Below are 25,430 nucleotides of genomic sequence, written 5' to 3' on the forward strand. Positions count from 1 at the left end.
CGCTCGGCAGGCCCGCGGGCGCCCAGGCCGCAGCGCCCGCGGCAGGCACCGCGGCCGTCGCTTCGGCACCGAGCGTGCCCGGCAGGCTGCCGGCACGGGTCTGCGCCAGCGCATCCTGCAGCGTGCGGTAGACGAAATCATGGATCAGCCGCGCATCGCGGAAACGCACCTCGTGCTTGGCCGGATGCACGTTGACGTCCACCCGCGCCGGTTCCAGTTCCAGGAACAGCACATAGGCCGGCTGCCGCCCATGGAACAGCACGTCGCCGTAGGCCATCTTCACCGCGTGGGCGACGCTGCGATCGCGCACCGAGCGGCCATTGACGTAGAGGTATTGCTGGTCGGCGCTGGCGCGCGAGTAATGCGGCTGCGCGATCCAGCCATGCAGGCGCAGGCCGGCACCGCTGTGGTCCACGCGCAGCGCCTGCCTTGCGAAGTCTTCGCCGAGGGTCTCGCCCAGGCGCGCGTCCGAGTACAGATCGCCCGGCTTGTAGCGCCGCGACGGCTTGCCGTTGTGCGAGACGCGCAGCTCCACGTCGGGGCGCGCCAGCGCCAGCGAACGCAGCCACTCCTCGATGTGGCCCAGTTCGGTGCGCTCGGCACGCAGGAATTTGCGCCGCGCCGGCACGTTGTAGAACAGCTCGCGGACCTCGACCAGGGTGCCCGGCGGCAATGCGCGCGGCTGCACCTCGCCGACCTTGCCACCTTCGACCTGCAGGGCCGCACCGTGTTCGTCGCCGGCACGGCGCGAAGCCAGGGTGAAGCGGCTGACCGAGGCGATCGACGGCAACGCTTCGCCACGGAATCCGAGCGTGCCCACCGATTCCAGGTCGTCCAGCGAGGCGATCTTGCTGGTCGCGTGCCGCGAGATGGCCAGCGGCAGTTCCTCGGGCGCGATGCCGCCACCGTCGTCGCGGATGCGGATCAGGCGCACGCCGCCTTCTTCCAGATCGATGTCGACGCGGTGCGCACCGGCGTCCAGCGCGTTCTCCACCAGTTCCTTGACGACAGAGGCCGGACGCTCGACCACTTCGCCGGCAGCGATCTGGTTGATCAGGATCTCGGGCAGCTGACGGATGCTCATGCCGTCCTCGCTCCATGCGCGCACAGACGCGCGCCGGTCGTGGCGACAGGACGAAAACCACAGCAGGCAAAGGACATCGGCACGGCTCGCGGCGCGGACGCCGTCATCGAGGATCAGCCGTTAATGATAGCGCCTCAGCGGCTGCCGCCGGCCACCGTGCTGGCCGCTTCCGCCTCGGCCTGCGCGCGCGCGGCGAACAGCGTGCCCGGCGGCGGCTGCCGGGTGAAGAAGGTGCTGACGCCATCGAGCACGGCACCGGCGATGCGGCGCTGGTAGGCCGGATCGGTCAGCCGGCGTTCTTCGTCCGGATTGGAGATGAAGGCGGTCTCGACCAGCATCGCCGGCATGTCCGAGGTGCGCAGCACCGCGAAGTTCGCGCGCTCGATCTCGGGCTTGTGGTTGTTGCCGATCCGCTTGAGTCCGCCCAGCACTTGCTCGGCCGCATCTTCGGAGGACTTCATGTGGCCGCTCTGGGCCAGGTCCAGCAAGACGTTGGCCAGGGTGCTGTCGGTCTTCTGCAGGCGCACGCCACCGATCAGGTCGGCGGCGTTTTCCTTGTCGGCCAGCCAGCGCGCGCGCTGCGAGGACGCGCCCTTGGTCGACAGCACGTACACCGAGGAACCGGTCGCGCTGCGGTTCTCGGCCGCGTCGGCGTGGATCGAGATGAAGATGTCGGCCTTGGCCGCGCGCGCCTTCTGCGCGCGCATCGGCAAGGGAATGAACACGTCGGTAGTGCGGGTCATGTAGGCCTTCATGCCCGGCGTGGCGTTGATCTGGCGCGCCAGTTCGCGGCCGATCGCCAGGGTCACGTCCTTCTCATGCTTGCCGGTCGGACCGCTGGCGCCGGGATCCTGGCCGCCATGGCCGGGATCGATGGCCACGATCAGCGGACGCATGCCGGGCGCCATCTTCACCCGCGAGGCCGCGCTGGGCATCACCGGCCGTGCTTCGGCGGCAGCAGCCACCGCCGCATCGTCGTCCGCGTCGTCACGCTCGGACGGCGCGTTCGCCGGCGGCGCGACTGTCGCAGGCGCCGGCGTCGGCACAACGCCGGGCACAGGACGGCCGGCCACCGCGGCAGCAACGCTCGGCGCAGAGGCAACGACGGTCGGGGCTGGCGTGGGCGCGGCGGGCGGCGGCACCGGGGTCGGCGTTGGCTGGCTGGCACGCTGCACCACCGACGAGGTCAGCGCCGCGGTCGCGCGTGCGGCTTCGGCGCGCGCATCCACTACCGGCTTGGGCGCTGCAACAGGCGTGGCCTGCGGCATCGGGGCCACGGCTGCCGGCGCGTCGGCGGCGACCACCTTGCCCGCCGGGGCCTCGCCCGGCCACTCGATCACCAGCACCGAACTGCCGCCGATGGTCTGCATCTGCGGCTTGAACGCCACCACCGAACTGCTCAGGTCGAACACGATGCGCAAGGTGCCCGGCACCGGATGGCCGGTGCGCACTGCGCTGACCACGCCGCCGCCGGCCGGCAACTTCAGGCCCTTGGCGGCGGAGGAATCGGGAAGATCGACGACCAGGCGATTCGGATTGGCCAGCGACAGCGTGCTGAAGCCGCCACTGCCCTGCAGACGGATCTCGGCGCGGGTGCCGGTGGCGCCGTTGTCGAGCGAGACCGACTGCACCTGTCCGGCAAACGCCGTCTGCGCCGCCAGGCACCAGCCTGCGGCAGCGGCGAAACTGGCGAAAAAACGGGTCCCCGGGCGCATAACGCGATTCAAACATCGCCGGGAGTCAAAGGCAAGCGGTTTTCCCTTAATAATCCATAACCTGCCTTCACTTTCTAGCGTCAGCCGGCAAAAAGTCCCTGCAAGTCGGCCTGCTGGGCCAGCTGCGCCAGCCAGGCGGCCCCCACCTCGGTACGCGCCTGCAGGGCGACACGACGCCCGTCGCCGTGCACGGCCAGGCGCACGTCCAGATCGGCGGGCGCCAGCACGTCGCCGCCGCGCTCGGGCCATTCCACCAGCCACAGCGTGGCCCCGCCCTCGTCCAGCCCGAGGAAATCCAGCTCGCCCGCCGCGCCGATGCGGTACAGATCCAGGTGCCAGGCCTCGCCATCGGCCAGCAGGTAGCGCTCCACCAGGGTGTAGGTGGGGCTGCGGATCGCGCCCTGCACCCCGAGCGCGCGCAGCAGCGCCCGCGCCAGAGTCGATTTACCGGCGCCCAGATCCCCGTGCAGATGCACCGCGGCCTGCGCCGGGCGGGTCGCGGCCAGCGCGCGGCCGAGGCGCTCGGTGGCCTCGCTGTCGGGCAGGAACAAGCTGAGGCTCATGGTTCGGATTCCGGATTGGACAGGCGCCGCAGCGCCGGCAACAGATCGGTGGGCAGCAGGCCGCGCTGGCCGTCGGCGGCCGCGCGATCGCCGGCGCCGGCATGCAGCAGCGCGCCGACGCTGGCCGCCTCGAACGCCGGCAACCCTTGCGCGCGCAGCGCCGCGATCACCCCGGTCAACAGATCGCCCATGCCGCCGACCGCCATGCCCGGATTGCCGGCGGCGATCACCCGCGGCGTCTGCCCGGGCGCGTCGACCAGGCTGCCGGCCCCCTTCAGCACAATCGTCGCCTGATAGCGTTCGGCCAAGGCCGCAGCGGCGGCGAAGCGATCGCGCTGCACCTCGGCCGTTGAAATGCCGAGCAGGCGCCCGGCCTCGCCCGGATGCGGCGTCAGTACCGCCTGCGGGACGGGCCGCGGCGCCTGCGCAAGCAGGTTCAATGCATCGGCGTCCAGGATCAGCGCGCGGTCCGAATCGGCCAGGACCGTCTGCCACAGCGCCTGCGCCCAATCGTCCTGGCCAAGCCCGGGCCCGAGCGCGACCACACTGGCCTTGCGCAGCAACGGCGCCAGTGCCGACGCCTCGTCGACCGCATGCGCCATCGCTTCCGGGCAGCGCGCCAGCAGCGGCGCCACGTGCGCGCTGCGGGTCGCCACGCTGACCAGGCCGGCCCCGCTGCGCAGGGCCGATTCGGCACTGAGCATCACCGCTCCGCCGCTGCCGAGGTTGCCGCCGACGCACAGCACATGCCCGGAATCGCCCTTGTGGCTGTCCTGCCGGCGCGGCGCCAGATGGCGGCGCAAGGCGCCGACGGTCCAGGCCTGCGCGCGAGGCGCACAATCGGCAAACGCGGCGAGCGGCACCTCCAGCGTCGCCAGCGCGCGCTCGCCGACATGGTTCAAGGCCGCACCGGTATGCAAGCCAGCGTGGGCCACGATGAACTGCAAGGTCAGCGTCGCCGGCAGCACCGCGCCGGGCACGCTGCCGGACTCGGCGTCCACGCCACTGGGCACGTCCAGCGCCAGTACCGGCGCGCCAAGCCCGCCCAGTGCGCCGAGCAGTGCCGCCAGTTCGGCATCCGGCGCGCGATTGAGGCCGATGCCCAGCAGCGCATCCACAACTACGTCGGCCGGCGCCAGTGCCGCGTCGAACTCCTCGATGCGACCGCCGACGCCGATGTAGTCGGTGCAGGCGCGCTGCGCCAGCGGCGATTGCGGACCGCGCCCGGGCAACTGCAGCACGCGCACCTGGCGTCCGGCGCGATGCGCCAGCCGCGCCAGCACGTAGCCATCGCCACCGTTGTTGCCGCTGCCACAGGCCACCAGGATGCGCTGCGCCTGCGGCCAGCGCTGCAGCAGCGCCTGCCACGCGGCCTGGCCGGCGCGCTGCATCAGCGTGTAGCCGTCGCCGCCCAGCAGCGCGGTGGCCTGCGCATCGATGCGGCGCGCGTCCGCGGTGGCATGGAGATCGAAGCAGTCGTACATGCACGGGATTCTATACTTGCGCGATGTCCGCCCGTCTCGACATCGCCGATCCCCACGCCGCCGCCGCGCGCATCCGCGCGCTGGCACGGACGTTCGGCTTCCAGCGCTGCGGTATCGCCGGCATCGAACTGCAGCAGGACGAGGCGCATCTGCGCGACTGGCTGGAACAGGGCCTGTACGGGACGATGCACTGGATGGCCCAGCATGGCGACAAGCGTTCCCGCCCGGCCGAACTCATTCCCGGCACATTGCGGGTGATCTCGGTGGGCCTGGACTATGGCCGCAACGACGACGACTCGGCCTGGGACACGCTGCGCGACGGCGAGCGCGCCTACGTCGCGCGCTACGCGCTGGGCCGCGATTACCACAAGCTGATGCGCAACCGCCTGCAGAAGCTGGCCGAACGCATCCAGGACGAGATCGGCCCTTTCGGCCACCGCGTGTTCGTCGATTCGGCGCCGGTGCTCGAACGCGCCCTGGCGCGCGACGCCGGCCTGGGCTGGATCGGCAAGCACACCTGCCTGATCGACCGCAACGGCGGCTCCTGGTTCTTCCTCGGCGAGATCTACGTCGATCTGCCGCTGCCGATCGACCCGCCGGCCAGCGCCCACTGCGGCACCTGCACGCGCTGCATCGACGTCTGCCCGACCAAGGCGATCGTCGCGCCGTACCGACTCGATGCGCGCCGCTGCATCGCCTACCTCACCATCGAACACGACGGCGCGATTCCCGAGGAACTGCGCGCGGCGATCGGCAACCGCATCTTCGGCTGCGACGACTGCCAGCTGATCTGCCCCTGGAACAAGTTCGCCAAGCGCAGCGACGAGCCGGACTTCCGCGCGCGCAACGATCTGGACAAGGCCACGCTGGCGCAGTTGTTCGCCTGGGAGGAAGACGAGTTCCTGCGCCGCACCGAAGGCAGCGCGATCCGCCGCAGCGGTCACGAGCGCTGGCTGCGCAATCTGGCAGTGGCGCTGGGCAACGCGCCGACCACGCCACAGGTACTGGCCGCGCTAGGCGCGCGCTCGCAGCATCCCTCGCCGCTGGTGCGCGAGCACGTGCAATGGGCGCTGGCCCGGCATGCAGCCACGTCGACGCAGCCGGACGCAGCTGCCGACGTGCGAGGATAGGCGCCCGTACGCCCTGCACTGCCCGCATGTCCGATCGCGCCGACCAGATCCTCAGCCCCAGCCAGCTCAACACGCTGGCCCGCGACCTGCTGGAGAGCGCCTTCCCGCTGGCCTGGGTGGAAGGCGAACTGGGCAACGTCACCCGCCCCTCGTCCGGCCACCTCTACTTCACCCTGAAGGATGCGCGCGCGCAGGTGCGCTGCGCGATGTTCAAGCCCAAGAGCCAATGGCTGCGATTCGTGCCGCGCGAAGGCCTGCGGGTGCTGGCGCGCGGGCGCCTGACCCTGTACGAAGCGCGCGGCGATTACCAGTTGGTGCTGGACCATCTGGAGGAAGCCGGCGAAGGCGCGTTGCGCCGGGCGTTCGAGGAGCTCAAGGCCCGGCTCGCCGCCGAAGGCCTGTTCGCCAGCGAGCGCAAGCGCGCCCTGCCCGGCTTCGTGCGGCGCCTGGCGGTCATCACCTCGCCCAGCGGCGCCGCCGTGCGCGATGTGCTGAGCGTGCTCGGCCGGCGCATGCCGCTGCTGCAGGTGGACATCCTGCCGAGCCTGGTCCAGGGCGACAGCGCCGCGGCGCAGATTGCCGCCTTGCTGCGCCAGGCCGACGCCAGCGGCCGCTACGACGCGATCCTGCTGACCCGCGGCGGCGGCTCGCTGGAGGACCTGTGGGCGTTCAACGACGAACACCTGGCACGCACCATCGCCGCGGCAGTCACCCCGGTGGTGTCGGCCGTCGGCCACGAGACCGACGTGACCCTGGCCGATTTCGCCGCCGACCTGCGCGCGCCCACCCCGTCGGTCGCCGCCGAATTGCTGGTGCCCGACCAGCGCGATCTCAGCGCGCGCCTGCGCTCCCAGCATGCCGCGTTGCTGCGCTGGCAGCAGCACCGGCTGCGGCAAGCGCAGCAACGCGCCGACCGCGCCCTGCTGCGCCTGCAGGCGCAGAGCCCGCAGGTGCGCCTGCAGTTGCTGCAGCGCCGCCAGCACGAGATCGGACGGCGGCTGGCGGCGGTGTGGCGGCAACAGCAGGAACGCCGGCATGCCCAGTTGCGCCATGCCGCCGCGGTGCTGCGCGCCGCGCAACCGCAACGGCGGCTGGCGATGCTGCGGGTGCGCCTGCTGGCGCTGGGCCGACGTCCGCAGGCGGCGATGGCGCGGCAACTGCAGACCGATGCGCAGCGCCTGCGCGCACTGGCGCGTGCACTGGAGACGGTCAGCCCGCTGGCGACCGTGGCGCGCGGCTACAGCATCCTGACCCGCGTCGACGACGGCAGCGTGGTGCGCTCAGCCGCTCAGGTCGCCCCCGGCGATCGGCTGCGCGCACGCCTGGCCGACGGTGAACTGCAACTGCGTGCCGAGCGCGCAGAGTGACCCGTCCACCCGCATCGCCTCGCCGCCCATGACCGACAGCATTCACGAAGGAAGGATCAAGGCGATCCTGCAGGGCATGCGTCGCGCCGAACGGCGCCGGGCCGAGCGGCGCGCCGACAGCAGCGACCTGCTGTCGCTGATCGACGGCGCCGCCTATGGCGCACCGGAGGATGCGCAACGCGCACTCGCCTGGCTGGCGCATGACGGCACCCTGGAGCATCTGAACCACGCCGACCTGCACAATGTCGGCGACACCATCTGCGTGGCCTGGAACGGCTGCGGCAGCGATCTGGCGACGCTGTCGCAATGGCTGCGGGAGGTGCGCCTGGCCGATGGCCGCAACGCCCTGCAGGCGCTGCGCGACGGCGACAGCGCAGACCTGCTGACCGCGGCGCTGACGGCATTTCCCGGCTGACGCCAAGCGATTGCAGCGTCCGTCCCACAGGGTGGCCCGCGACGCGCCACCCCGACATGCACGATGCGCTGCCAGACAGCCGGCGCCAATGCGCATCTTCCAGGGCAACGGCCACCGCCGGCGGAAGCAGCCGGCCACAGCGAACTGCAAGTCGCTGCCCAAAGCGTCGTACAGCGCGCGGCAAAGTCCAAGCGATGGCCCGGTCTTCAGCGCCTGTCGCCCATGTGGCACCGATCCGCCCGCAACGACGCGCCGGCAGCGCCCACTCAGTCCAGCGGCGCGACTACCAGCAGCGGGTCGAGGTCGTACCCCATCGCCACCGCCTCGGCCTTGATGCCCTCGAACACGCTGCGCTGCATGCGCGGCGAGCGCGACAGCACCCACAGGTACTTGCGCCCAGGTTCGCCGATCAGCGCCCATTGATAATCCGGGTCGAGCGCGATCACCCAGTAGTCGGCCCACACCATCGGCAGCCAGGCCAGCCAATCCGGCGCGAAGCGCACCTGCAGCCGCCCGGGATGGCCCTCGACCCGCCGGGCCACGCCGTCGGCCGCCAGCATGTCGCCGCTGGCGGTGCGGCAGGCGTTGCGCACGCCGACCTGACCGTCGTCGCGCAGCACATAGGCCGCGGTGACGTCGCCGACGCATTTCTTCTGGAAGGAGACCGGCAGATGCGCGATCTCGTGCCACTGCCCGGCATAACGGCCGAGATCGAACGCGGCGACCGAGCTCACCGGCTGCGCGGCGCGCAGCGGCAGTGCGAGGCACAACAGGCACGCCAGCAACAGCAGCGCGATCGGCGAAAGGCGCATGCGCAGGTTCCGATGGACGGGAAGCAGCAGCTTATGCAGGAGCGGCGCAGCGATGTAAAGCGCGGCGCAAGGCGCCGGCCGTCATGGCGCGGCGGTCAGTTGCTCAGATCGGCCATGGAGTGCTGGTCCGGATGGCTGGCGCACTGCACCGGCTCGCGCAGCACCACGCGCTCGACCACCCCGTCGCGCCGCTGCAGGTAGGTATTGACCATCACGCACTCGGAACCGACCTGCTCGATGTAGGGCGCATCGGCACCGGGACCGCCCTGCTCGCCCGCATGCTCGGTCCGGTCGGAAGGGGCTGCCACGGCGTTGCCGGCCATGGCCAACAGCAGGGCCACGCTGCCACATCTCCGTCCGAATCCGCTGGTCATTGGCAGGTTCCCCCGATTGCCCGTGCCTATGATTACGACAGTCAGCGCCGTTGATTGAGCGGAAGATCCCGAAAAACCGTGAACTGGGTGCAGTTGTCTACGAACGTTGACACGCCTTCTTCACACCCGATCAGGGCAGAGGACAGTCGCAACAGGCCTCGCGCATGCGGAAATCTGCACAGCGCGGGAGATCGGCCCGGACGCCGAATGACGACGCGGTACGCCACCTTCGACGACGGCGAGCAAGGCAGCACAACACACCGCCAAGGCATGCAGATGCCGCAAACCCTCGCGGCAAAAGAAAAGGGCTTGCATTGCTGCAAGCCCTGAAAGAATGGTGGCCGAGGACGGAATCGAACCGCCGACACGGGGATTTTCAATCCCCTGCTCTACCAACTGAGCTACTCGGCCACTGCGCAACGCGGCAGGACCGGTGCGAGGACGCGCATCATAGCGAGGTGATCGGGATTGGGCAAGCGCAATGTTGCAGAATTTTCCTACCGACCGCCGCGGCCTGCGCCGACTGCGTCCGATCCGAGGGGGCGCGATGCTGGACACGTCCTCGGCATCCGGCCGGCGCACGGCAGGGACGCCTTGGTGATGGCCGCCGGCCGGATCGCCGAGGACACCGACCGGACGCCCGGCCAGCCGCGGTCATTCCGCCGTACCTGAACGTCCGCAGGCACGTGCGGGTCAGCCTGGAGGATCTGGTGGGTTGCTGCGCCAAGGGCGATCGGAGGAGCAGCAACGGAGGTGGACGGCATAACCGAACGGGGTAATGGCCGGCCCACAGGCCGGCCGCATGCCGGATGAGGGCTGCCGGCAGATGGCACGACGCGGACGACGCCATCGCGCATCTACGTTGGGCGGGCCTGCCATTCCAGTGGCGGAAGCGCTCGACACCAAGCGAAGGCGCCAGTAGAGCGTGTCCGCTGTCCGCCTTGCGTCACGCCACGTCGCGCGCGACCGCCGGCATGCCGCCAGCTTTCCGCAGCCCGCGCAGTCCGGGGGATGCTCGCCATCGCTGCGCCACCACGGCAGACAGGGGTGTGGTGTAGTCTTCGCCGGTCTTCCTTTCCGTGGATTCCGCCCATGCGTCACCCGCTCCGCCTCGGCTTGCTCGTGTTGTGCACCGCGTTGCTCGGCGCCTGCAGCGACGGCATCGTGCGGCGCGTGTCGGACCCGGCCGCCAGCGTGCAGCAACTGACGGTCAACATGGACGGCAGCTGGAAGGTGGACCTGCGCCTGCAGAACTACAGCAGCATTCCGATGCGCTACGACAACCTGCGCCTGGATCTGGGCGTGGGCGGCGAAGCGGCCGGCAGCCTGCAGGCCGCACCCGGCATTTCGATCGGCCCGGAGACGGCGGACGTGGTGAGCGTCGCGCTGAAGCCCAGCTCGAGCGCGCGCATGGCCGTCGCCGATGCCCTGGCCGGCCGCCGCAGCCTGGAGTACACCCTGAAGGGCAGCATCGCCGCGACGCCGGAAGACAAGAAGCCGCGCAGCTTCGAGATCGACACCCGCAACATGCTCTCGCCCGCGCCCGGCCTGGACGGCGTGCTGCGTTGACCCGGCGGTGGCGCTGAGGCGCCACCTGTCCCCCTGGCTCTAACGCGACGTCCCGGCTTCCGGGGCGCGGAACGCGCCTGCGCGTCGACCTGCGCTTCACCGGACACAGGCGCTGCCTCGACCTGCCGCGCGGCACGCTAACGCACTGCGCCTCGGCGCAGGCCTGTCCGCGCGTTTTTCCTGAGACACACCTCCTCCAGCGGGCCGCGTTCAGCCGGCGTTACCGCAAAATTAATACATAAATGTATTATTTATACATGTACAAATCATCGAACCGCGCATGAGCCGCTTCGCCGCCACCGAGCAGCGCCTGGACGTGACCGCCCGCAAGCATCCGCACTTCCCGCGGCAAGCCGCGCTGGTCCTGCGGTTGATCAAGCTCCTGCACAAGCTCAGCCTCGACCAGAGCAACGAGGTGTTGCGGCCCTATGGCCTGAGCTACGCCGAATACAACGTGCTGATGATGATCGACGCCAGCCCCGACGGAACCTTGAACCCGTCCCAGCTGAGCGACGCGGCGGGCGAGAAGTCGGCCAACATCACCCGTCTGACCAGTCAGTTGGTCGACAAGGGCCTGATCCAGCGTATGCCCAGTGCCGAGGACCGGCGCATGCTGCTGCTGCGGCTGACCGAGGCCGGCGAGCGCCTGATCGAGGCGCTGATCCCCGACCTCTCCGCCCAGCTCGACACGTATGTGCAGCATCTGGATCCGGCGGCGCTGGCGCAGTTGCAGGCGCTGCTGAAGACCCTGCTGCGCGGGGTCGAGGACGCCGCATGAGCGCACAACACCCCAACGCCGCCGCCGCTGCCGAGGCAGCGCCAGGCCTGCGCACCCTGCTGGCCGACGCCCTGCGCGGCGAAGGCGAGGCCTGGCTGTTCGTGCTGCGCACGCTGCTGTCGATCTATCTGGCCGGCTGGATCGCCCTGCGTCTGGACCTGGCCTCGCCGATGACCGCGATGATCACCGTGGTGGTGGTGATGCACCGGCAGACCGGCATGGTCTTCGCCAAGGGCTTCTACCGGGTGCTGGGCACGCTGATCGGCAGCGTCGCGGCGCTGACGATGGTGGCGCTGTTCCCGCAGGAGCCGGTGCTGTTCGTGCTGGCGCTGTCGCTGTGGATCGGCGCCTGCACCGGCGGCGCGCTGCTCTACCGCAACTTCAAGGCCTATGCTTTCGTGCTGTCCGGCTACACGGTGGCGCTGATCGCGCTGCCGGCGGTGAACCAGCCGCAGAACGTGTTCAACCTGGTGGTGGCGCGGGTGACCGAGGTGGTGCTGGGCCTGCTGGTGACCGGCATCGTCAGCGACGTGGTGTTTCCCAGCCGGCTGCGCCAGACCCTGCGTGATACCGTGCGCCGTGCGTCCGACGGATTTCTGGACTTCGTCCGCGACGCCACCGGCGGCCAGTTGCCGCGCGAGGCGATGGAGCAGGCGCACCTGCGCTTCGTGCGCGACGCGGTGACCATCGAGGACCTGCGCAGTTCGGTGGTGTTCGAGGATCCGGAGGCACGGGTGCGCAGCGGCCGCCTGCGCCTGCTCAACCAGCGCTTCATGGCGGTGTCGACCAGCTTCCAGGCGCTGCACCACTACATCAACCGGCTGCTGCGCAGCGGCGATGCGGAGGTGGCCGAGGCGCTGATCGGCCTGTATCGGCCGCTGAAGGCCGCGCTCAGCGACCGCGGCGGACGCGAGGGCGCAGCCGCGACCGCGCGCAAGCTGGCGGCGTGCCGCGATGCGCTGGCGACGCGTGCGGCCGAAGCGCGTGCGGCCCTGCCGGCGGCACGGCACGAGGGATTCGACACCGGCGTGTCGCTGCTGCGGCGGTTCTTCGCCGACCTGCACGACTACGTGGCCACCGAGGCGACCCTGGTCGCGCCGCAGCAGTGGCGCACGCCGCAGGACCGCGGCGACACCGCGGTGTTCGTGCGCGGCAACGACTACGCCGCGGCCGCACTGACCGCGCTGCGCAGCGCGTTGCTGGTGGCGACGATGTGCTGGCTGTGGATCCAGGCCGGCTGGATCAGCGGCGCCACCGCGGTGTTCCAGGCAGTGGCGCTGAGCGCGATCCTGTCGTCCAGCGCCAACGCGCCCGCTGCCGCGCGCTCGCTGTTCAAGGGGTTCGTGTTCGGCATCGTGCTGGGCGTGATCTGCCAGTTGCTGGTGCTGCCGCAGATGGACGGCTATGTGCTGTTCGTCGCCGGCACCCTGCCGTTCCTGCTGGTGACCCTGTACCTGGCCTCGAAACCGGCGCTGTACGGCTTCGCCACCGGCGCCAACCTGGCCTTCGTTTCGATCCTGGCGGTCCAGCCGACGCCGAGCTTCAACGCCGCGGCCACCTTCAACAGCGTGGTGCCGCTGCTGCTGGGGACGCTGGCGGTGAGCGCGACGTTCGTATTCGTGCCGCCGGTGATCGGCACCCGCTGGCAGCGCCGGCGCCTGCTGGAGCGGCTGCGGCGGCAGACCACGCTGGCCGCGCGTGCGCCGCTGCCGGGGCTGGCGCTGCAACTGGAGAGCGTCAACCGCGACCTGTTCCAGCAGATCGTCGCGCACACCCCGCCGGGCAGCGACGAACTGCGCGACCTGCTCGGCTGGGCGCTGTCGGTGCACGAAACCGGGCGCACCCTGGTCGAACTGCGCCGCGATGCGGCCGAAGGCACGCTGCCGCCGGCCCTGGCCACCGCGGTGGAGGCCGCCGTGCAGGCGCTGGCCGACCTGTATCTCGACCCCAGCCCGCAACGGCACCGACACGCCTTGCAGCGGGTGGAGGCAGCGCTGGCCGCCAGCCAGGTGGAAGGCGCGGTACCGCTGCGCTGGAAACCCACCCGCGAGCACTTGTTGTTGCTGCGCGGCGCGCTGCTCGACGCCGATTCCGTTCTCGCCGCGCTGGCCGATACGCCTGCGCCGACCACCGCCACCCCAGGAGCCGACGATGCTGCTGCCCGCTGAACTCTCGATCGCCGGGGTGTACGTGCCCGGCCTGCTGGTGTTGGGCCTGGCCCTGCTGCTGGTGGCCTGGGCGCTGGACGCGGTCGCCGGCCGCGCCGGCCTGTACCGCTACGCCTGGCATCCCTCCCTGTTCCGTCTGGCCGTCTACGTCGGTGCCTTCGCCGCGCTCGGCCTGCTCCTTCTTCCGTGAGTCCCGCCATGAAGACCCCTGCCCTGATCCGTTTCGCCCTGACCGCCATCGTGGTGCTGGTCGCCGCCCTGCTGGCGCATGCGCTGTGGCGCCATTACATGCTCTCGCCCTGGACCCGCGACGGCCGCGTGCGCGCGGAAGTGGTGCGGATCGCGCCGGACGTGTCCGGCCTGGTCGATGCGGTCGCCGTGCGCGACAACCAGCACGTCAAGCGCGGCGACCTGCTGTTCAGCGTGGACCGCAAGCGCTACGAGCTGGCCCTGGAAAAGGCCCGCGCCAACCTTGCGGTCGCGCAGGCGCAGGCGCGTGCGGCCGGCGCCAGCCTGTCCGCGGCGGCCGCCACCCAGGCAGCCAGCGAAGCGGAATTCCAGATGCGCCGCGCCCAGGCCGAACGGCGCGCGCGTGCCGCCGCTGTGATCTCCGCCGAAGCGCGCTCGGACGCCGAAGCCACCGCGCGTTCGGCGCAGGCCGACGTGCACCGCAGCGCGGCGCTGCGCGGCCAGGCCACCGCGGCACAGGCGCAGGCGGTGGCATCGGTGGAACAGGCGCAGGCCGCGCTCGACCTGGCCGAGCTGGATCTGCAGCGCACCCAGGTCCGCGCCACCGCCGACGGCTACATCACCAATCTGGAAGTGCGCGTCGGCGACTACGCCCAGGCCGGCAGTGCGCGCCTGGCGCTGGTGCGCGACGATGCGATGTGGGTCTACGGCTATTTCGAGGAAACCAAGCTGCCGCGGGTCCACGTCGGCGACCGCGCCGACATCCGCCTGATGAGCGGCGGCCTGATGCTGCACGGCCAGGTCGAGGGCATCGCCCGCGGTATTTCCGACAGCGACAATCCGACCGGCACCTCGCTGCTGGCCAACGTCAGCCCCACCTTCAACTGGATCCGCCTGGCGCAGCGCGTGCCGGTGCGCATCCGCATCGATCCGGCCAGCGTGCCGCAGGGCACCCTGCTCGCTGCGGGCATGACCGCCACGGTCAGCGTGCATCCGCGGGAAAACTGATGCCGCGCCTATGGGGCCTCCAGCGATCAGGGAGGCTCAGGTGTAGGAGCGGTTTTCGGGGCAGCTCCAACAACGACGAAACGTCATTTGCAGGAGCGGCTTCAGCCGCGACGCGCATTCCCGCTACACCGCGTCGCGGCTGAAGCCGCGCCCACACGTTGCAAGGACAGATCCCGCCGAGCCGCGGCAACAACGGGTTGCCAGTGGCGCGCTCGTAGCGGCAGCAGACGCCTACCGCAGCAAACCAGCACGGCGCAGGCCTTGCGCCTGCGCACATGCTGTCGCCGCGGTCACCGCAGTCCTCAGTCCTTGGCCTGCCGATTGACGCCGAGGAAGCGCCCGGCGATCACCGCATAGCCGCTGCGCGACACCGTGCTGCCCGGATCGAAGTAGGCATGCAGGGTCGGCTGCAGGTCCTGCGGCCCCTGGGTCACCGTGAAGCGCGCGTTGAGGATGCCGGCATCCAGCGCCAGTTGCACGTAGCCGCGCAGGTTGCTCGGGATCGCCGCCACGTCCTCGATCGGCAGCCGCTGGTTGTTGTAGCTCACCGACAGCGTGCCGTCGAAGGCCAGCGCCTGCGTCTGCAGGCCCAGCGCCTGCACCAGCGAATACGCCAACTGCAGTTTGCTGACGGCGTCGTTGGGACGGAAATCGCCGGCGACCAGCCCCAGCACCGCGGCCTGGTTCTGCTGCAGGTCGCGCAGCACCCCGCCCTTGCCCACCGCCGCCTCGGCGAACGGATAGGCCGGGTCGTTGCGGCCGAGCCCGCTGAAGCTGGGCGCGGCCGGCAGCGCCTGGCGCACGCCGGCGCCCATCACCAGATAGCGCGCCAACTCCGCGCGCTTGAGCGGATTCTGCGGACGGAACAGGCCGTCGGCGTAACCGTCGATCAGGCGGTTGGCGACCGCGTATTCCACCGCGCCGCGATCGCGATCGCCGCTGGCGACGTCGTTGAGGCCGGTGTAGCCGCCGCTGCGCAGGAAATCCAGGGTGCCGCGCACCGTGCCCGGGGCCGCGATGCCGTTGCTGCCCTTGGGCGCCACCGGCACGCCGCTGATCGAACCGATGCCGCGCACACTGATGGTCCAGGTGCCCGGCTTGCCCGGCGCACCGACACTGACCGTGCTGCCCAGCAACGGCAACGCCACCGGCGAGCCATGGCTGACGCCGTCCGGATCGGTCAGCACCAATGCCTGGGTGTTGGCGTCGATGGTGGCCTTGGCGCTGACCCAGGCGACGTCCTTGCCGACGGTGAACGACTGGGTCTGCGGCGTGCCCACCGGCGAGAACGCCACCTCGAACGGCTGGCTGCCGCCGGGCAGCACCAGCGCATTGCTGTAGAACGGATGCAGGGAATTGACCGTCTTGCCGAAGCCGCTGCGCTGCTTGCTCGCTTCCAACAGCGCGGCATAGGCATTCACGTAGCCCGCGCCAGCCTCCCAGTACGTGCGCCCGGGGATGTTGGTGGCGGTGCGTTCGAGCAGGTCCTTGACCTGGTCCGGAGTCAGGTCCGGGTTGGCCTCCAGCAGCAGCGCGACGATGCCGGCCACGTGCGGGGTGGCCATCGAGGTACCGCTCATGGTGGTGTAGAACGGCAGTTGCGCCGGCGCGATCAGCTTGCTGTCCTTGTCCGCGGCCAACGGCGGCAGCGCGCCGGTGGAATCGCGGGTGGAGACGATGTCCACGCCGGGCGCGGTGATCGTCGGCTCGTTGAGATAGGTCCAGGTCTTGCCGTCGGCCATGGTGAAGCTGCCGCTCTCGCCGCGCTTGCCGCGCGAGGAGAAGTCGGCCAGCGTGCCGTCCTTCTCGCCAGCGGCCACCGAGATCACCCACGGCGCCTGCGCGTACGGATTGTGGGTGTCCTCGTTGGGGCCGTCGTTGCCGGCGGCGAACACGCTGACGATGCCGCGCTTATACAGCTCGTAGGTGGCGACGTTGACCGGATTCTGCGGATCGAACTTGCCGGAGGAGCCCCAGGAATTGCTGGTGACGCGGATCGGATCCTTGAAGCTGAACTGATGCGTGGCCGCATAATCCAGACCGCCGACCGCGTCCAGGATCAGCAGCACCGCACCGGATCCGTAGCCGACCAGACTGGCGCCGGTCGCCACGCCGCGATAGGCGCCATTGGACTGCGCGCCGGTGCCGCCGACCGTGCCGGCGCAGTGCGTGCCATGGCCGGAGCCGAGGTCGGTATTGGGCACGCCCTCCGCATAGGTGATCGGCAGCATCGCATCGACGTTGGCCAGGTTGGTGGTGCCCAGCACGTTCTGCACGACGCGGGTGCCGTAGGCGAGATCGCGATGGGTGGCATCGATGCCGGAGTCGTTGATCATCACCCCGACGCCGCGGCCACTGTAGGGCAGCGCGCGGCCGAAATCGCCCGGATTGCCCTGCGCGCGGTCCACGCCGGTCAGCTCGCGCGCTTCCTTGTTGAAATAGCGCAGCGGTGCGTTGTAGTAGATCGAGGCGACGTCGTCGCGCTGCGCCAGCGCGCGGATCTCGGCCGGCGTGGCCAGCGCGCCGGCGATCGGCAGCGTGCGCATGGTGATCCCGCGGGTGATGCCCAGCGCATGCAGCGCGGTGAGTTGCGAGGCCGAGACCGGCCCGGACTGATCGTAGGTGATCACGATCTGCAGTGCGTCGCCGGCCGGCGCAGCGGCGAGCTTGGCTTCCAGTACCTGGTCGAGATGCGCGGCGGCCAGGGCGTCGCCGCCGGCGAACACACCGCCGGCGAGGACGGCGCAGATACCGACGGCAAGAACGGGACGGCGAATGGACATTGCGGAATCTCCGGATCGTCGAAGCCCGTAGCGGGCGGTCAGCGCAGCGTGCCGGGCGCGCCGATGCGCGGCCAATCCGGTATCGCACCCAGGCCGGCCGGGTGGAAACACCCAGCCGCGGCGCATGCAACTACCACGGGATTGGAGGGTGCGCTCCCCTGTCGCCGCTCGCGACAGTCGGCACTGCACGGCGAGCCACACGCCGGGGCATGCCACCCGATCCAGCGAACACCGCGGCTGGAACGGCAACAGAGTGCATGGCAGGCAGAGGGCGCCGACATGCGGCAAAAACAGGGTGCGGGGAGCGGCGTGCCCGATCCGGCGCATCGGCGCGCGGTGCGGCCGAAAGGAATGCGGGACGTGCGGGGCCCATTCCGATTCCCGGACGCCATTCCGGGGAGCGGTGGAACCCCGCACGTCCAGCACGGGGGATCGCGGTGGCTGCCGACCACGCCGCCGAACGGCGACAGCGTGATCGAAGACAACCGCGAAAACGTCAACGACAGCAGTCGATCGGACGGCGCTTCATTTGGTCGAAGAACGGCGGCCTCCGGACTGCATCGCAAGCACCGACACGGCGGTCGACTGCGCTTGCAGCGGATCGGGCGGACGCTGGCGTCCGCCCGATCCGGTCACTTCTTGCTGGCTTCGCGCAACGCCGAGTAAGCGTTGAGATAACCGGCGCCGACTTCCCAGGAGGCACGTCCCGCCATCGGTGTGGCGGTGCGCTCGAGCAGGTCCTTGACCTGGTCCGGGGTCAGGTTCGGATTGGCCTCCAGCACCAGCGCCACCACACCCGCCACATGCGGCGTGGCCATCGAGGTGCCGCTCATGGTGGTGTAGAACGGCAGCTGCGCCGGCGCGATCAGCTTTTGGTCCTTCTGCGCGGCCAGCGGCGGCAACAGGCCGGTGGAGGCGCGGGTGGAGATGATGTCCACGCCCGGCGCGGTGATGCTGGGCTGGTTGATGTGGGTCCAGCTCTTGCCGTCGGCGGTGGTGAAGGTATCGCGCTCGCCGGCCTTGCCGCGCGAGGAGAAGTCGGCCAGCGTGCCGTCGACGTTGCCGGCGGCGACCGAGATCACCCACGGCGCCTGCGCATACGGGTTGTGGGTGTCCTCCTTGGGACCGTCGTTGCCGGCGGCGAACACGCTGACGATGCCGCGCTTGTACAGCTCGTAGGTGGCGACGTTGACCGGATCGGCCGGATCGAACTTGCCGGAGGTGCCCCAGGAGTTGCTGACGACGCGGATCGGATCCTTGAAGCTGTTCTGGTGCGAGGCCGCGTAGTCCAGGCCGCCCACCGCATCCAGCACCAGCAGCACACCGCTGGAACCATAGCCGACCAGGCTGGCGCCGGTCGCCACGCCACGGTACTTGCCGCCGGACTGCGCGCCGCTGCCACCGACCGTGCCGGCGCAGTGGGTGCCATGGCCGGAACCGGCGTCGGTGTTCGGCACGCCCTCCAGGTAGGTGACCGGCAGCATCGAGTTCAGATTGTGCAGGTTGGTGTTGGCCAGCACGTTCTGCACCACGCGGTCGCCATAGGCCAGGTCGCGGTGGGTGGCGTCGATGCCCGAGTCGTTGATCAGCACGCCGACGCCGCGGCCGGTGTACGGCACGGTGCGGCCGAAGTCGCCCGGATTGCTCTGCGCGCGGTCGACCCCGGTGGCCTGGCGCGCGTCCTGGTTGAAGTAGCGCAGCGGGGCGTTGTAGTAGATCGAAGCGACGTCGTCGCGCTCGGCCAGCGCCAGGATCTCCTCCGGCGTGGCCAGCGCACCGGCGATCGGCAGGGTCTGCATGCTGACGCCGCGGGTGATGCCCAGGTCGTGCAACACGGTCAGCTGCGCCGCCGAGACCGGCTTGGACTGCTTGTAGGTGATGACGATCTGCAACTCGTCGGTCAGCGGCGTGCTGGCCAGCTTGGACTCCAGCAGGCTGTCCAGATGCGCGGCAGCTTCGGCCTTGCCGCCAGCGAAGACGCCGCTGGCGAGCACGGCGCAAATGCCGATGGCGAGTGCGGGACGACGGATGGGCATCTGGAATCTCCGGTTGGTGGGCCCGGGACGGGCGGGTGACTGCAGCCTGACGCGGCCGCGCGGTGGCGCCTATCCGGGATCGCCCCTACTGCGCGTGGGTGGAAACACCCAGGGCCGCGTGCATCGCCCGTACGGATCGGTATGATCGGGACGAAGGCCGCTGCCGCGCGCCGCGGTGCCGGGCGGAACGCAGGCGCGGTGCACTGTGCCGGCACATGCAACAGGGGGTTTCAGATGCACACGATGTTCGCAAGGGTTTGCCTGCTGTTCTGCGCCGTCGCAGCGTGCGGCGGGCTCGCCGCGCAACCGCTGCCGGTGCAGGTGGACGTGAGCGGCAATGTGGCGACGGCGGCCATCGGCGCCGGCCCGCACCCGCTCGCGGAACTGACGCTGGAGTTCGACAACGCCAGCGGCCTCAGCCCGGCCAACCTCGGCCTGAGCGCAGAACTGCTGACCCCGGCCCAGGTCACGGCCTTGCTGCCGCGGCTGCCCAGCACGCAAACCGGCCAGGTGCCGTCGCAGTTGCCGCTGCTGATCACGGTGACACCGCCACCGAGCGGCGGCCTGACGTTCCGGCGCGTCGTGCATGTGGAGCTGCACACGCATGCGCTGGCCTATACCGCCGACAGCACCCTGCGCCTGTTCAAGGCCCCGGAAGGCGGCGATTTCCGCGACATCACCGATGAGATCGCTCCGGGCAGCGTCCGCGCCCGCGGCACCACCGGCGGCTTCTCGCAGTTCATCGTGCTCCACGACCTGCGTCCGACCGCCAACGTGGTGGCCGCCAAGCTGAACCGGCTGCAGGCGCTGGTGGCGCAGCTGCCCGCCAGTGAGGCGGCGCCGCTGGCCTCGATACTGAACAGCGTACAGAGCGCCCTGGCCAATGCCGACTACACCGCTGCCACGGTCGCGCTGGACGGGTTCCGCGAGCAGGTGTCGTCGCGCGCCGGCCACGGCATCGCGCAAACCTGGAACGCCGGCATGAGCGCAGGCAACCCCGCCGGCGAACTGCTGGCCGGCGCCGCGACGCTGCGCTTCTCCATCGACTACCAACGTCTCTACGCGCCTTGAGCGCTGCGGGACCGGTCGCACCCACCGCGACGGAGGACACGCCGCGATGCCCGCGCGCCTGACTGCCTACCTGCCCGACGCGCCGGCACCGACGCTGCTGCTCGCCGCCGGGCAGACCCTGGCGATCGGCCGCGCGGCCGACAACGCGCTGGCGCTGGAACACCCCTCGGTGTCGCGCTGGCACGCGCAACTGCAGCCGCAGGCCGACGGCCACTGGCAGTTGCACGACCTGGGCAGCAAGAACGGCAGCTTCCGCGATGGCGTGCGGGTGGCCGCGCCGATCGCGCTGGAGACCGCGACCTGGCTGCGCTTTGGCGACATCTACGCCGAGTTCGCCCCGCTCAGCCCGGCCGATGCGGAACTGGCCGAACGCCGCCAGCGCGCCCGCTGCGATCGCGCCACCGCCCTCACCCAAGGGCTTGCCCAGATCGGCGGACTCGACGATCTGCTCGGCGCCAGCCTGGACGCGGTGGTCGAACTGGCCCAGGCCGAACGCGGCCTGCTGGTTCTGACCGATTCGCACGGCCAGCGCGTCGCGGCCAGCCACGGGATCGGGCCGCTGCCGCTGCAGCACAGCCTCCCCGGCAGCGAGGGCGCCCTGCACCGCGCCCTGCGCGACGGCCGGGCCACCGTGGCCCACGACGTCGGTGGCGTGCCGTGGCTGGCCGAGCGAGCCTCGGTCTGCGCCGCCGGCCTGCGCACCCTGCTGTGCCTGCCGCTGCGCGACGGCACCCGCGTGCTCGGCGCGATCTACGCCGACAGCCGCCGCGCCGGCAGCGCCATCGGTGCGCTGGACATGCAATTGCTCGAAGCCTTCTGCGAGCGCGCCGCGCTGTGGATCGCCGCCCGCCAGGCGCTGCGCGACACCGGCGCGGAACAGGGGCCTGGGCCGGCATGAGCGATGCGGCCACCGCCACCGGCCTTTACGCGCAGGAGAGCCTGACCCCGGGCGACGTGCTGGCCGGCCGCTTCCGCATCGAGCGTTTGCTCGGCATCGGCGGCATGGGCCTGGTGTACCTGGCCCACGACCAGGCGCTGGGCATCGACGTCGCGGTCAAACTGCTGCGCCCGGAACTGGCGCAACGGCCGCAGGCCTTCGCCCGCTTCCGCCAGGAACTGCTGCTGGCGCGGCAGGTGTCCAGCCCGCACGTGGTGCGCATCCACGACCTGGCCGAACACGCCGGACGCTGGCTGATCAGCATGGACTACGTGGACGGCGAGTCGCTGGAGGCGCGGCTGCAGCGCGAGGAACGTCTGGACGTCGACACCGCCCTGCGCATCGCCGGCGACATCGCCCGCGGCCTGCAGGCGGCGCATGCGCGCGGCGTCGTGCACCGCGACCTCAAGCCGGCCAACATCCTGCTGCAGCGTGGCGGCGATGCGCTGATCAGCGACTTCGGCGTGGCCTGCTCGATGGCCAGCAGCGGTCTCGGCGCGACCCTGGGCAACGTCATCGGCACGCCCGCCTACCTGTCGCCGGAACAGGCGCGCGGCGACGCGCTCGACCCGCGCAGCGACCTCTACGCGCTGGGCCTGATCCTTTACGAAATGCTCGCCGGGCAGGTGCCGTTCGCCGGCGGCACCCTGTCCGAGACCCTGGCCCAGCGCATGCTGCGCGAGCCGCCGCCGGTGGACCGGCTGCGCGCGGACGTGCCGGGCTGGCTGGTGCGGTTGCTGCAGCGGCTGCTGCGCCCGCAGCCGCGCGACCGCTTGCAGCACGCCGGCGAGGTCATCGTGGCGATCGAGCGCCGGCAACTGCCGCGCGATCGTCGGCGCTGGCGCCGGATCGGCCTGGGCCTGGCCGCGACGCTCGCCGGTGCTGCCATGCTTGGCGTCGGTGCCTGGCGGTGGCAGGCGCAACGCGCCAGCGCCCCGCCGCCGGTGGTCGCCGCGCAACCGCTGCCGCGCCTGCTGGTCCTGCCGCTGGCCGGCGACCAGGGCAGCGCCGAGCAACGCCTGGCGCTCGGCAGCTGGCTGCGCGGCAGCCTCGGCGAAACGCTGACCGTGGTCGATGACGCGCGCACCCGGCAGGCGTTGCGCCAGTACGACCCCACCGGCCAGGCGCCGCTGGACGTGGCGGCGCTGCGCCGGCTCGCTTCGGCGCAGCGCGTGCTGCAGCCGAGCCTGCAACACCAAGGCGCCGGCTGGCGCCTGCAGGCGCTGCTGCACCCGGCCAGCGGCGTGCCGCAACGCATCGACGGACCGACCGCCGCCGATCCGGCCGCGGCCTACGCCGCCTGGTTGCCGATCGCGTCCAGGGCGCTGCTCGGCGAAGGCGCCACCCTGCCCGACGACCTGCCCGCGCCTGCCGCGCTGCAGGCGTATGCGCGCGGCCTGGCAGCGCAGCAGCACGACGACAGCGCGCAGGCACTGCAGCAGTTCGCCGAGGCCAGCGCGCAGGCGCCGCAGTCCGCGCCGTTGCGCCTGGCCGAGGTGGTCGCGGCGCAAGCCATCGGCGAAGAACAGAAGGCGCGCGAGGCGCTGGATGCGCGCGCGCCCGCGACGCAGGCGCGGCCGCGCACCCTGGCGCTGCTGGCGGCGCTGCGCCTGGAAGCCGAAGACGATCTCGCCGCTGCCGACAGCGCCTGGCAGGCGTTGGCCACGGCCCGGCCCGACGACAGCGAGGTGCAGTTGCAGGTCGCGCGCATCCAGGCGCAGGCCGGCCACCTGGACGCGGCACGCGATCGCCTGCGTACGCTGGCGCAGCGCGATCCCGACGACCCGCGGCTGTGGTTGGCGCTGGGCAAGCTGGCGATCCTCAGCGGCAACGCCGCCACCGCGGTGGATGACGACCTGCTGCGCGCGCAACTGCTGTTCCGCCGCGGCCGCGACCTCTATGGCGAAGCGGAGACGGTGAACGCGTTGGGCGTGGGCTACGGCCGGCTCGGCCTGGCGCAGCAGGCGCAGGCGCAGTACCTGCGCGCGGTGGAGCTGCGCCGGCAGGTCGGCAATCGCCGTGGCGTCGCCACCAGCCTGCGCAACCTGGCGGGCACGCTGAGCATCGGCGGTGCCTTCGCCGAGGCCGAACAGAAACTGCAGCAGGCGCAGGCGCTGTACGTCGAACTCGGCGACCGCGACGGTCAGGCCGCCGCCGCCAACGAACTCGGCCTGCTGGCCGAGGAGCGCGGCGACTATCCGCAGGCGCTGCAGGCGTTCCGCGGCGCGCTGACCGCCTGGCGCGCGATCGGCGATGCGCACGGCGTCGCCGAGACGCTCAACAACATCGGCTTCGCGCACTTCCAGTTGGGCGACCTGGACAGCGCGCAGGCATTCTGGGAACAGGCCGCGCGCGCCTATGCCGACCTCAACGACGCCACCGGCCGCGTGCGCACCGCGCAGAATCTCGGCCTGCTGGCCACCGCACGCGGCCACTGGACCCAGGCGCAGACCTTGCTGAGCCAAGCGTTGCGCGAGGCCGAGCGCCACCAGATGCTCGAGGAAGTGGCGGTGAGCCGGCGCAACCTGGCCGAACTGGCGTTCTGGCAAGGCCAGCGCGCGGTGGCGCTGACCGAACTGGACCAGGCGCAGCGGCTGTTCCAGCAGAGCCGCGACCAGCGCGGGCAGACCGACATCGCCTTGCTGCGCGCGCAGGTGTGGCTGGCGCTGGACGACCCGGCGCAGGCGCGGCTGGCGCTGCAGCAGGTGCAGCGGCAAGCGCCCGCCTCGGTGTCCAGCGAACAGCGCGCGAGTGCGGCGCTGCTGCAGGCGCAACTGGCCGAACGCGACGGCGATGACGCCGCGGCCGCCGCCGCGCTGCGCCAGGCCGAGGCGCTGGCACGCGCCAGCGGCACCCGCCTGCTGCAACTGCAGGTCCAGGTACACGCGGCGCACGACGAATCCGCGCTCGCCGCGCTGGAGGGCGACGTCGCCCGCCTGGGCAACGCCGGGCTGCGCCTGCGCTATCTGCAGCAGGCGCTGCGCTACGGCGCGGCCGACCAGGTCGCGGCGCGCTATGCGCAGGCGCAGGCCCTGCTGCTGCGCGGCAGCCCGCTGTTCGCCGCCGCCCTGCACACGCAGGCCGCGCAGCGCCTGGACGCGCTCGGCGACCACGCCGCCGCGCAGCGTGCCCGCCGCGCCGCGGCACAGGCCACCGACGGTTCCGCTGTCGCGCGCGCACAGACCTCGCCATGAACGACGCTGCCACGACCGCCGCCGAACGCTACCGCCTGCTGCTGCAGCGGCTGGAAGCGAACGAACGCGAGTTCCGCCGCCTCGGCCGCGCCGTGGTCAAGGTGCAGGAGGACGAACGCCGGCGCCTGGCGCGCGAGCTGCACGACGGCGTCGGCCAGAACCTCACCGTGCTCAAGCACCGGTTGGCGCAACTGGGCGCGGCGCTCGGCGCGGCCGACGCCGCGTTGCGCGCGCCGCTCGAGGACGCCATCCAGCTGTGTACGCAGGCACTGGAAGACACCCGGCAGATGTCGCGCTTGCTGCGCCCGCCGATCCTCGACGACCTGGGACTGGAAGCCGCGCTGGGCTGGCTCGGCCGCAGCCAGTCCGCCGCCGGCGCCACCCCGGTCAGCGTCGAGATCGGCCCGCTGCCGACGCTGGACGAAGCGCTGCAGACCCTGCTGTTCCGCAGCGCGCAGGAAGCGCTGACCAATGCGCTGAAGCACTCGGCTGCGCAGTCGGTGCTGTTGCGGCTGGTGGCCCGCGACGGCTGGGCGCATCTGCAGGTGCTCGACGACGGCCGCGGCTGCGACCCGCAGCAGGCGCTGGTGGCCGGCGGCAGCGGCCTGAGCGGCCTGCGCGAACGCCTGCGCCTGAGCGGCGGCAGCCTGCGCCTGCAATCGTCCCCGGGCGAGGGCTGCTGCGTGCAGATCCGGGTCCCGCTGGAGGCCGATTGAACGTGATCGCCCTGCCCCGCCCCGACACCCGCGCGGC

General features: G+C 71.2%; 20 protein-coding genes and 1 tRNA gene. 12 read left to right on the top strand and 9 right to left on the bottom strand.

The features are described from left to right. The 4 genes from mutL to CEK65_RS12250 form a co-directional block, all read right to left on the bottom strand. The coding region (gene mutL, locus CEK65_RS12235; protein WP_152181906.1) for a DNA mismatch repair endonuclease MutL at positions 1–1,084 on the bottom strand (1,084 nt) is incomplete at its 3' end. Positions 1,085–1,218: 134 nt separating this feature from the next. After that, positions 1,219–2,799, bottom strand: coding sequence for an N-acetylmuramoyl-L-alanine amidase (locus CEK65_RS12240; protein WP_152181907.1), 1,581 nt, complete (start codon positions 2,797–2,799; stop codon positions 1,219–1,221). A gap of 80 nt (positions 2,800–2,879) precedes the next feature. Continuing rightward, positions 2,880–3,362, bottom strand: a complete 483-nt coding sequence (gene tsaE / locus CEK65_RS12245) for a tRNA (adenosine(37)-N6)-threonylcarbamoyltransferase complex ATPase subunit type 1 TsaE (protein WP_152181908.1) — start codon at positions 3,360–3,362, stop codon at positions 2,880–2,882. Continuing rightward, on the bottom strand, positions 3,359–4,846 hold the full coding sequence (locus tag CEK65_RS12250) for an NAD(P)H-hydrate dehydratase (protein WP_152181909.1): 1,488 nt from the start codon (positions 4,844–4,846) through the stop codon (positions 3,359–3,361). Before CEK65_RS12250 ends, tsaE begins: the two co-directional genes overlap by 4 nt. A 23-nt stretch (positions 4,847–4,869) precedes the next feature. Here CEK65_RS12250 and queG point away from each other — a divergent pair, with 23 nt between their 5' ends. The 3 genes from queG to CEK65_RS12265 are packed head-to-tail and all read left to right on the top strand — an operon-like array spanning position 4,870 to position 7,758. Next, positions 4,870–5,976: a tRNA epoxyqueuosine(34) reductase QueG gene (queG, locus tag CEK65_RS12255; RefSeq protein WP_152181910.1), complete on the top strand. Its 1,107-nt coding sequence runs from the start codon at positions 4,870–4,872 to the stop codon at positions 5,974–5,976. Between the two features lie 26 nt (positions 5,977–6,002). After that, a complete protein-coding gene (gene xseA, locus CEK65_RS12260; protein WP_152181911.1) occupies positions 6,003–7,343 on the top strand; it encodes an exodeoxyribonuclease VII large subunit in 1,341 nt (446 codons plus the stop codon). Between the two features lie 28 nt (positions 7,344–7,371). Beyond that, positions 7,372–7,758, top strand: coding sequence for a hypothetical protein (locus CEK65_RS12265; RefSeq protein WP_152181912.1), 387 nt, complete (start codon positions 7,372–7,374; stop codon positions 7,756–7,758). 266 nt (positions 7,759–8,024) lie between these two features. Here the strand turns inward: CEK65_RS12265 and CEK65_RS12270 are convergent, their stop codons facing one another. From CEK65_RS12270 to CEK65_RS12280, 3 genes are all read right to left on the bottom strand, one after another. Beyond that, a complete protein-coding gene (locus tag CEK65_RS12270) occupies positions 8,025–8,570 on the bottom strand; it encodes a lipocalin family protein (RefSeq protein ID WP_152181913.1) in 546 nt (181 codons plus the stop codon). A 95-nt stretch (positions 8,571–8,665) separates the two neighbouring features. Then, positions 8,666–8,911 (bottom strand): hypothetical protein, encoded by a 246-nt coding sequence (locus tag CEK65_RS12275; protein ID WP_152181914.1) that lies wholly within the window; start codon positions 8,909–8,911, stop codon positions 8,666–8,668. A 368-nt stretch (positions 8,912–9,279) separates the two neighbouring features. Further along, positions 9,280–9,355, bottom strand: a tRNA-Phe gene (locus tag CEK65_RS12280). Between the two features lie 681 nt (positions 9,356–10,036). On the opposite strand from CEK65_RS12280, the gene CEK65_RS12285 reads away from it, so the two are divergent. The 5 genes from CEK65_RS12285 to CEK65_RS12305 all read left to right on the top strand — a co-directional run bounded on the left by CEK65_RS12285 (position 10,037) and on the right by CEK65_RS12305 (position 14,656). Then, positions 10,037–10,513, top strand: a complete 477-nt coding sequence (locus CEK65_RS12285; protein ID WP_152181915.1) for an LEA type 2 family protein — start codon at positions 10,037–10,039, stop codon at positions 10,511–10,513. A gap of 280 nt (positions 10,514–10,793) precedes the next feature. Then, the gene (locus CEK65_RS12290) at positions 10,794–11,291 is read left to right on the top strand and encodes a MarR family transcriptional regulator (RefSeq protein ID WP_017909053.1); all 498 of its coding nucleotides are present in this window, start codon (positions 10,794–10,796) and stop codon (positions 11,289–11,291) included. Then, entirely contained in the window at positions 11,288–13,459 is a 2,172-nt protein-coding gene (locus CEK65_RS12295) for an FUSC family protein (RefSeq protein WP_152181916.1), read from the top strand. Before CEK65_RS12290 ends, CEK65_RS12295 begins: the two co-directional genes overlap by 4 nt. Beyond that, positions 13,443–13,649 carry a DUF1656 domain-containing protein gene (locus CEK65_RS12300; protein ID WP_017909051.1) on the top strand — a complete coding sequence of 69 codons (207 nt, stop codon included), beginning with the start codon at positions 13,443–13,445 and terminating at the stop codon, positions 13,647–13,649. Before CEK65_RS12295 ends, CEK65_RS12300 begins: the two co-directional genes overlap by 17 nt. Before the next feature lie 8 nt (positions 13,650–13,657). After that, complete coding sequence (locus CEK65_RS12305; RefSeq protein ID WP_043092294.1) at positions 13,658–14,656, top strand: HlyD family secretion protein; 999 nt, start codon at positions 13,658–13,660, stop codon at positions 14,654–14,656. A 302-nt stretch (positions 14,657–14,958) separates the two neighbouring features. Here CEK65_RS12305 and CEK65_RS12310 read toward each other — a convergent pair whose 3' ends face one another. Continuing rightward, positions 14,959–17,439, bottom strand: coding sequence for a S8 family serine peptidase (locus CEK65_RS12310; RefSeq protein ID WP_152181917.1), 2,481 nt, complete (start codon positions 17,437–17,439; stop codon positions 14,959–14,961). 632 nt (positions 17,440–18,071) lie between these two features. Beyond that, a complete protein-coding gene (locus tag CEK65_RS12315; protein ID WP_152181918.1) occupies positions 18,072–19,475 on the bottom strand; it encodes a S8 family serine peptidase in 1,404 nt (467 codons plus the stop codon). A 243-nt stretch (positions 19,476–19,718) separates the two neighbouring features. Here CEK65_RS12315 and CEK65_RS12320 point away from each other — a divergent pair, with 243 nt between their 5' ends. From CEK65_RS12320 to CEK65_RS12335, 4 genes are read left to right on the top strand one after another with little or no spacing between them, the layout of a single operon-like run. After that, entirely contained in the window at positions 19,719–20,546 is an 828-nt protein-coding gene (locus CEK65_RS12320; RefSeq protein WP_226980565.1) for a DUF6689 family protein, read from the top strand. A gap of 46 nt (positions 20,547–20,592) precedes the next feature. Continuing rightward, positions 20,593–21,444: an FHA domain-containing protein gene (locus CEK65_RS12325; protein WP_152181920.1), complete on the top strand. Its 852-nt coding sequence runs from the start codon at positions 20,593–20,595 to the stop codon at positions 21,442–21,444. After that, positions 21,441–24,677 carry a serine/threonine-protein kinase gene (locus CEK65_RS12330; RefSeq protein ID WP_152181921.1) on the top strand — a complete coding sequence of 1,079 codons (3,237 nt, stop codon included), beginning with the start codon at positions 21,441–21,443 and terminating at the stop codon, positions 24,675–24,677. Before CEK65_RS12325 ends, CEK65_RS12330 begins: the two co-directional genes overlap by 4 nt. Beyond that, on the top strand, positions 24,674–25,393 hold the full coding sequence (locus tag CEK65_RS12335) for a sensor histidine kinase (protein WP_017915806.1): 720 nt from the start codon (positions 24,674–24,676) through the stop codon (positions 25,391–25,393). Before CEK65_RS12330 ends, CEK65_RS12335 begins: the two co-directional genes overlap by 4 nt. Positions 25,394–25,430 lie beyond the last annotated feature (37 nt).

The sequence above is a fragment of the Xanthomonas sp. LMG 12459 genome (assembly GCF_009192905.1).
GTDB lineage: Bacteria > Pseudomonadota > Gammaproteobacteria > Xanthomonadales > Xanthomonadaceae > Xanthomonas_A > Xanthomonas_A sontii.

Excerpts from the sequence above, each read along its gene's own strand:
- CEK65_RS12335 (WP_017915806.1), top strand. The coding sequence starts at position 24,674 with ATGAACGACGCTGCCACGACCGCCGCCGAACGCTACCGCCTGCTGCTG.
- CEK65_RS12285 (WP_152181915.1), top strand. The coding sequence starts at position 10,037 with ATGCGTCACCCGCTCCGCCTCGGCTTGCTCGTGTTGTGCACCGCGTTG.
- CEK65_RS12250 (WP_152181909.1), bottom strand. The coding sequence starts at position 4,846 with ATGTACGACTGCTTCGATCTCCATGCCACCGCGGACGCGCGCCGCATC.
- CEK65_RS12315 (WP_152181918.1), bottom strand. The coding sequence starts at position 19,475 with ATGCCCATCCGTCGTCCCGCACTCGCCATCGGCATTTGCGCCGTGCTC.
- CEK65_RS12330 (WP_152181921.1), top strand. The coding sequence starts at position 21,441 with ATGAGCGATGCGGCCACCGCCACCGGCCTTTACGCGCAGGAGAGCCTG.
- CEK65_RS12295 (WP_152181916.1), top strand. The coding sequence starts at position 11,288 with ATGAGCGCACAACACCCCAACGCCGCCGCCGCTGCCGAGGCAGCGCCA.
- CEK65_RS12320 (WP_226980565.1), top strand. The coding sequence starts at position 19,719 with ATGTTCGCAAGGGTTTGCCTGCTGTTCTGCGCCGTCGCAGCGTGCGGC.
- tsaE (WP_152181908.1), bottom strand. The coding sequence starts at position 3,362 with ATGAGCCTCAGCTTGTTCCTGCCCGACAGCGAGGCCACCGAGCGCCTC.
- CEK65_RS12265 (WP_152181912.1), top strand. The coding sequence starts at position 7,372 with ATGACCGACAGCATTCACGAAGGAAGGATCAAGGCGATCCTGCAGGGC.
- CEK65_RS12310 (WP_152181917.1), bottom strand. The coding sequence starts at position 17,439 with ATGTCCATTCGCCGTCCCGTTCTTGCCGTCGGTATCTGCGCCGTCCTC.
- CEK65_RS12290 (WP_017909053.1), top strand. The coding sequence starts at position 10,794 with ATGAGCCGCTTCGCCGCCACCGAGCAGCGCCTGGACGTGACCGCCCGC.
- CEK65_RS12300 (WP_017909051.1), top strand. The coding sequence starts at position 13,443 with ATGCTGCTGCCCGCTGAACTCTCGATCGCCGGGGTGTACGTGCCCGGC.
- CEK65_RS12305 (WP_043092294.1), top strand. The coding sequence starts at position 13,658 with ATGAAGACCCCTGCCCTGATCCGTTTCGCCCTGACCGCCATCGTGGTG.
- CEK65_RS12325 (WP_152181920.1), top strand. The coding sequence starts at position 20,593 with ATGCCCGCGCGCCTGACTGCCTACCTGCCCGACGCGCCGGCACCGACG.
- queG (WP_152181910.1), top strand. The coding sequence starts at position 4,870 with ATGTCCGCCCGTCTCGACATCGCCGATCCCCACGCCGCCGCCGCGCGC.
- xseA (WP_152181911.1), top strand. The coding sequence starts at position 6,003 with ATGTCCGATCGCGCCGACCAGATCCTCAGCCCCAGCCAGCTCAACACG.
- CEK65_RS12270 (WP_152181913.1), bottom strand. The coding sequence starts at position 8,570 with ATGCGCCTTTCGCCGATCGCGCTGCTGTTGCTGGCGTGCCTGTTGTGC.
- CEK65_RS12240 (WP_152181907.1), bottom strand. The coding sequence starts at position 2,799 with ATGCGCCCGGGGACCCGTTTTTTCGCCAGTTTCGCCGCTGCCGCAGGC.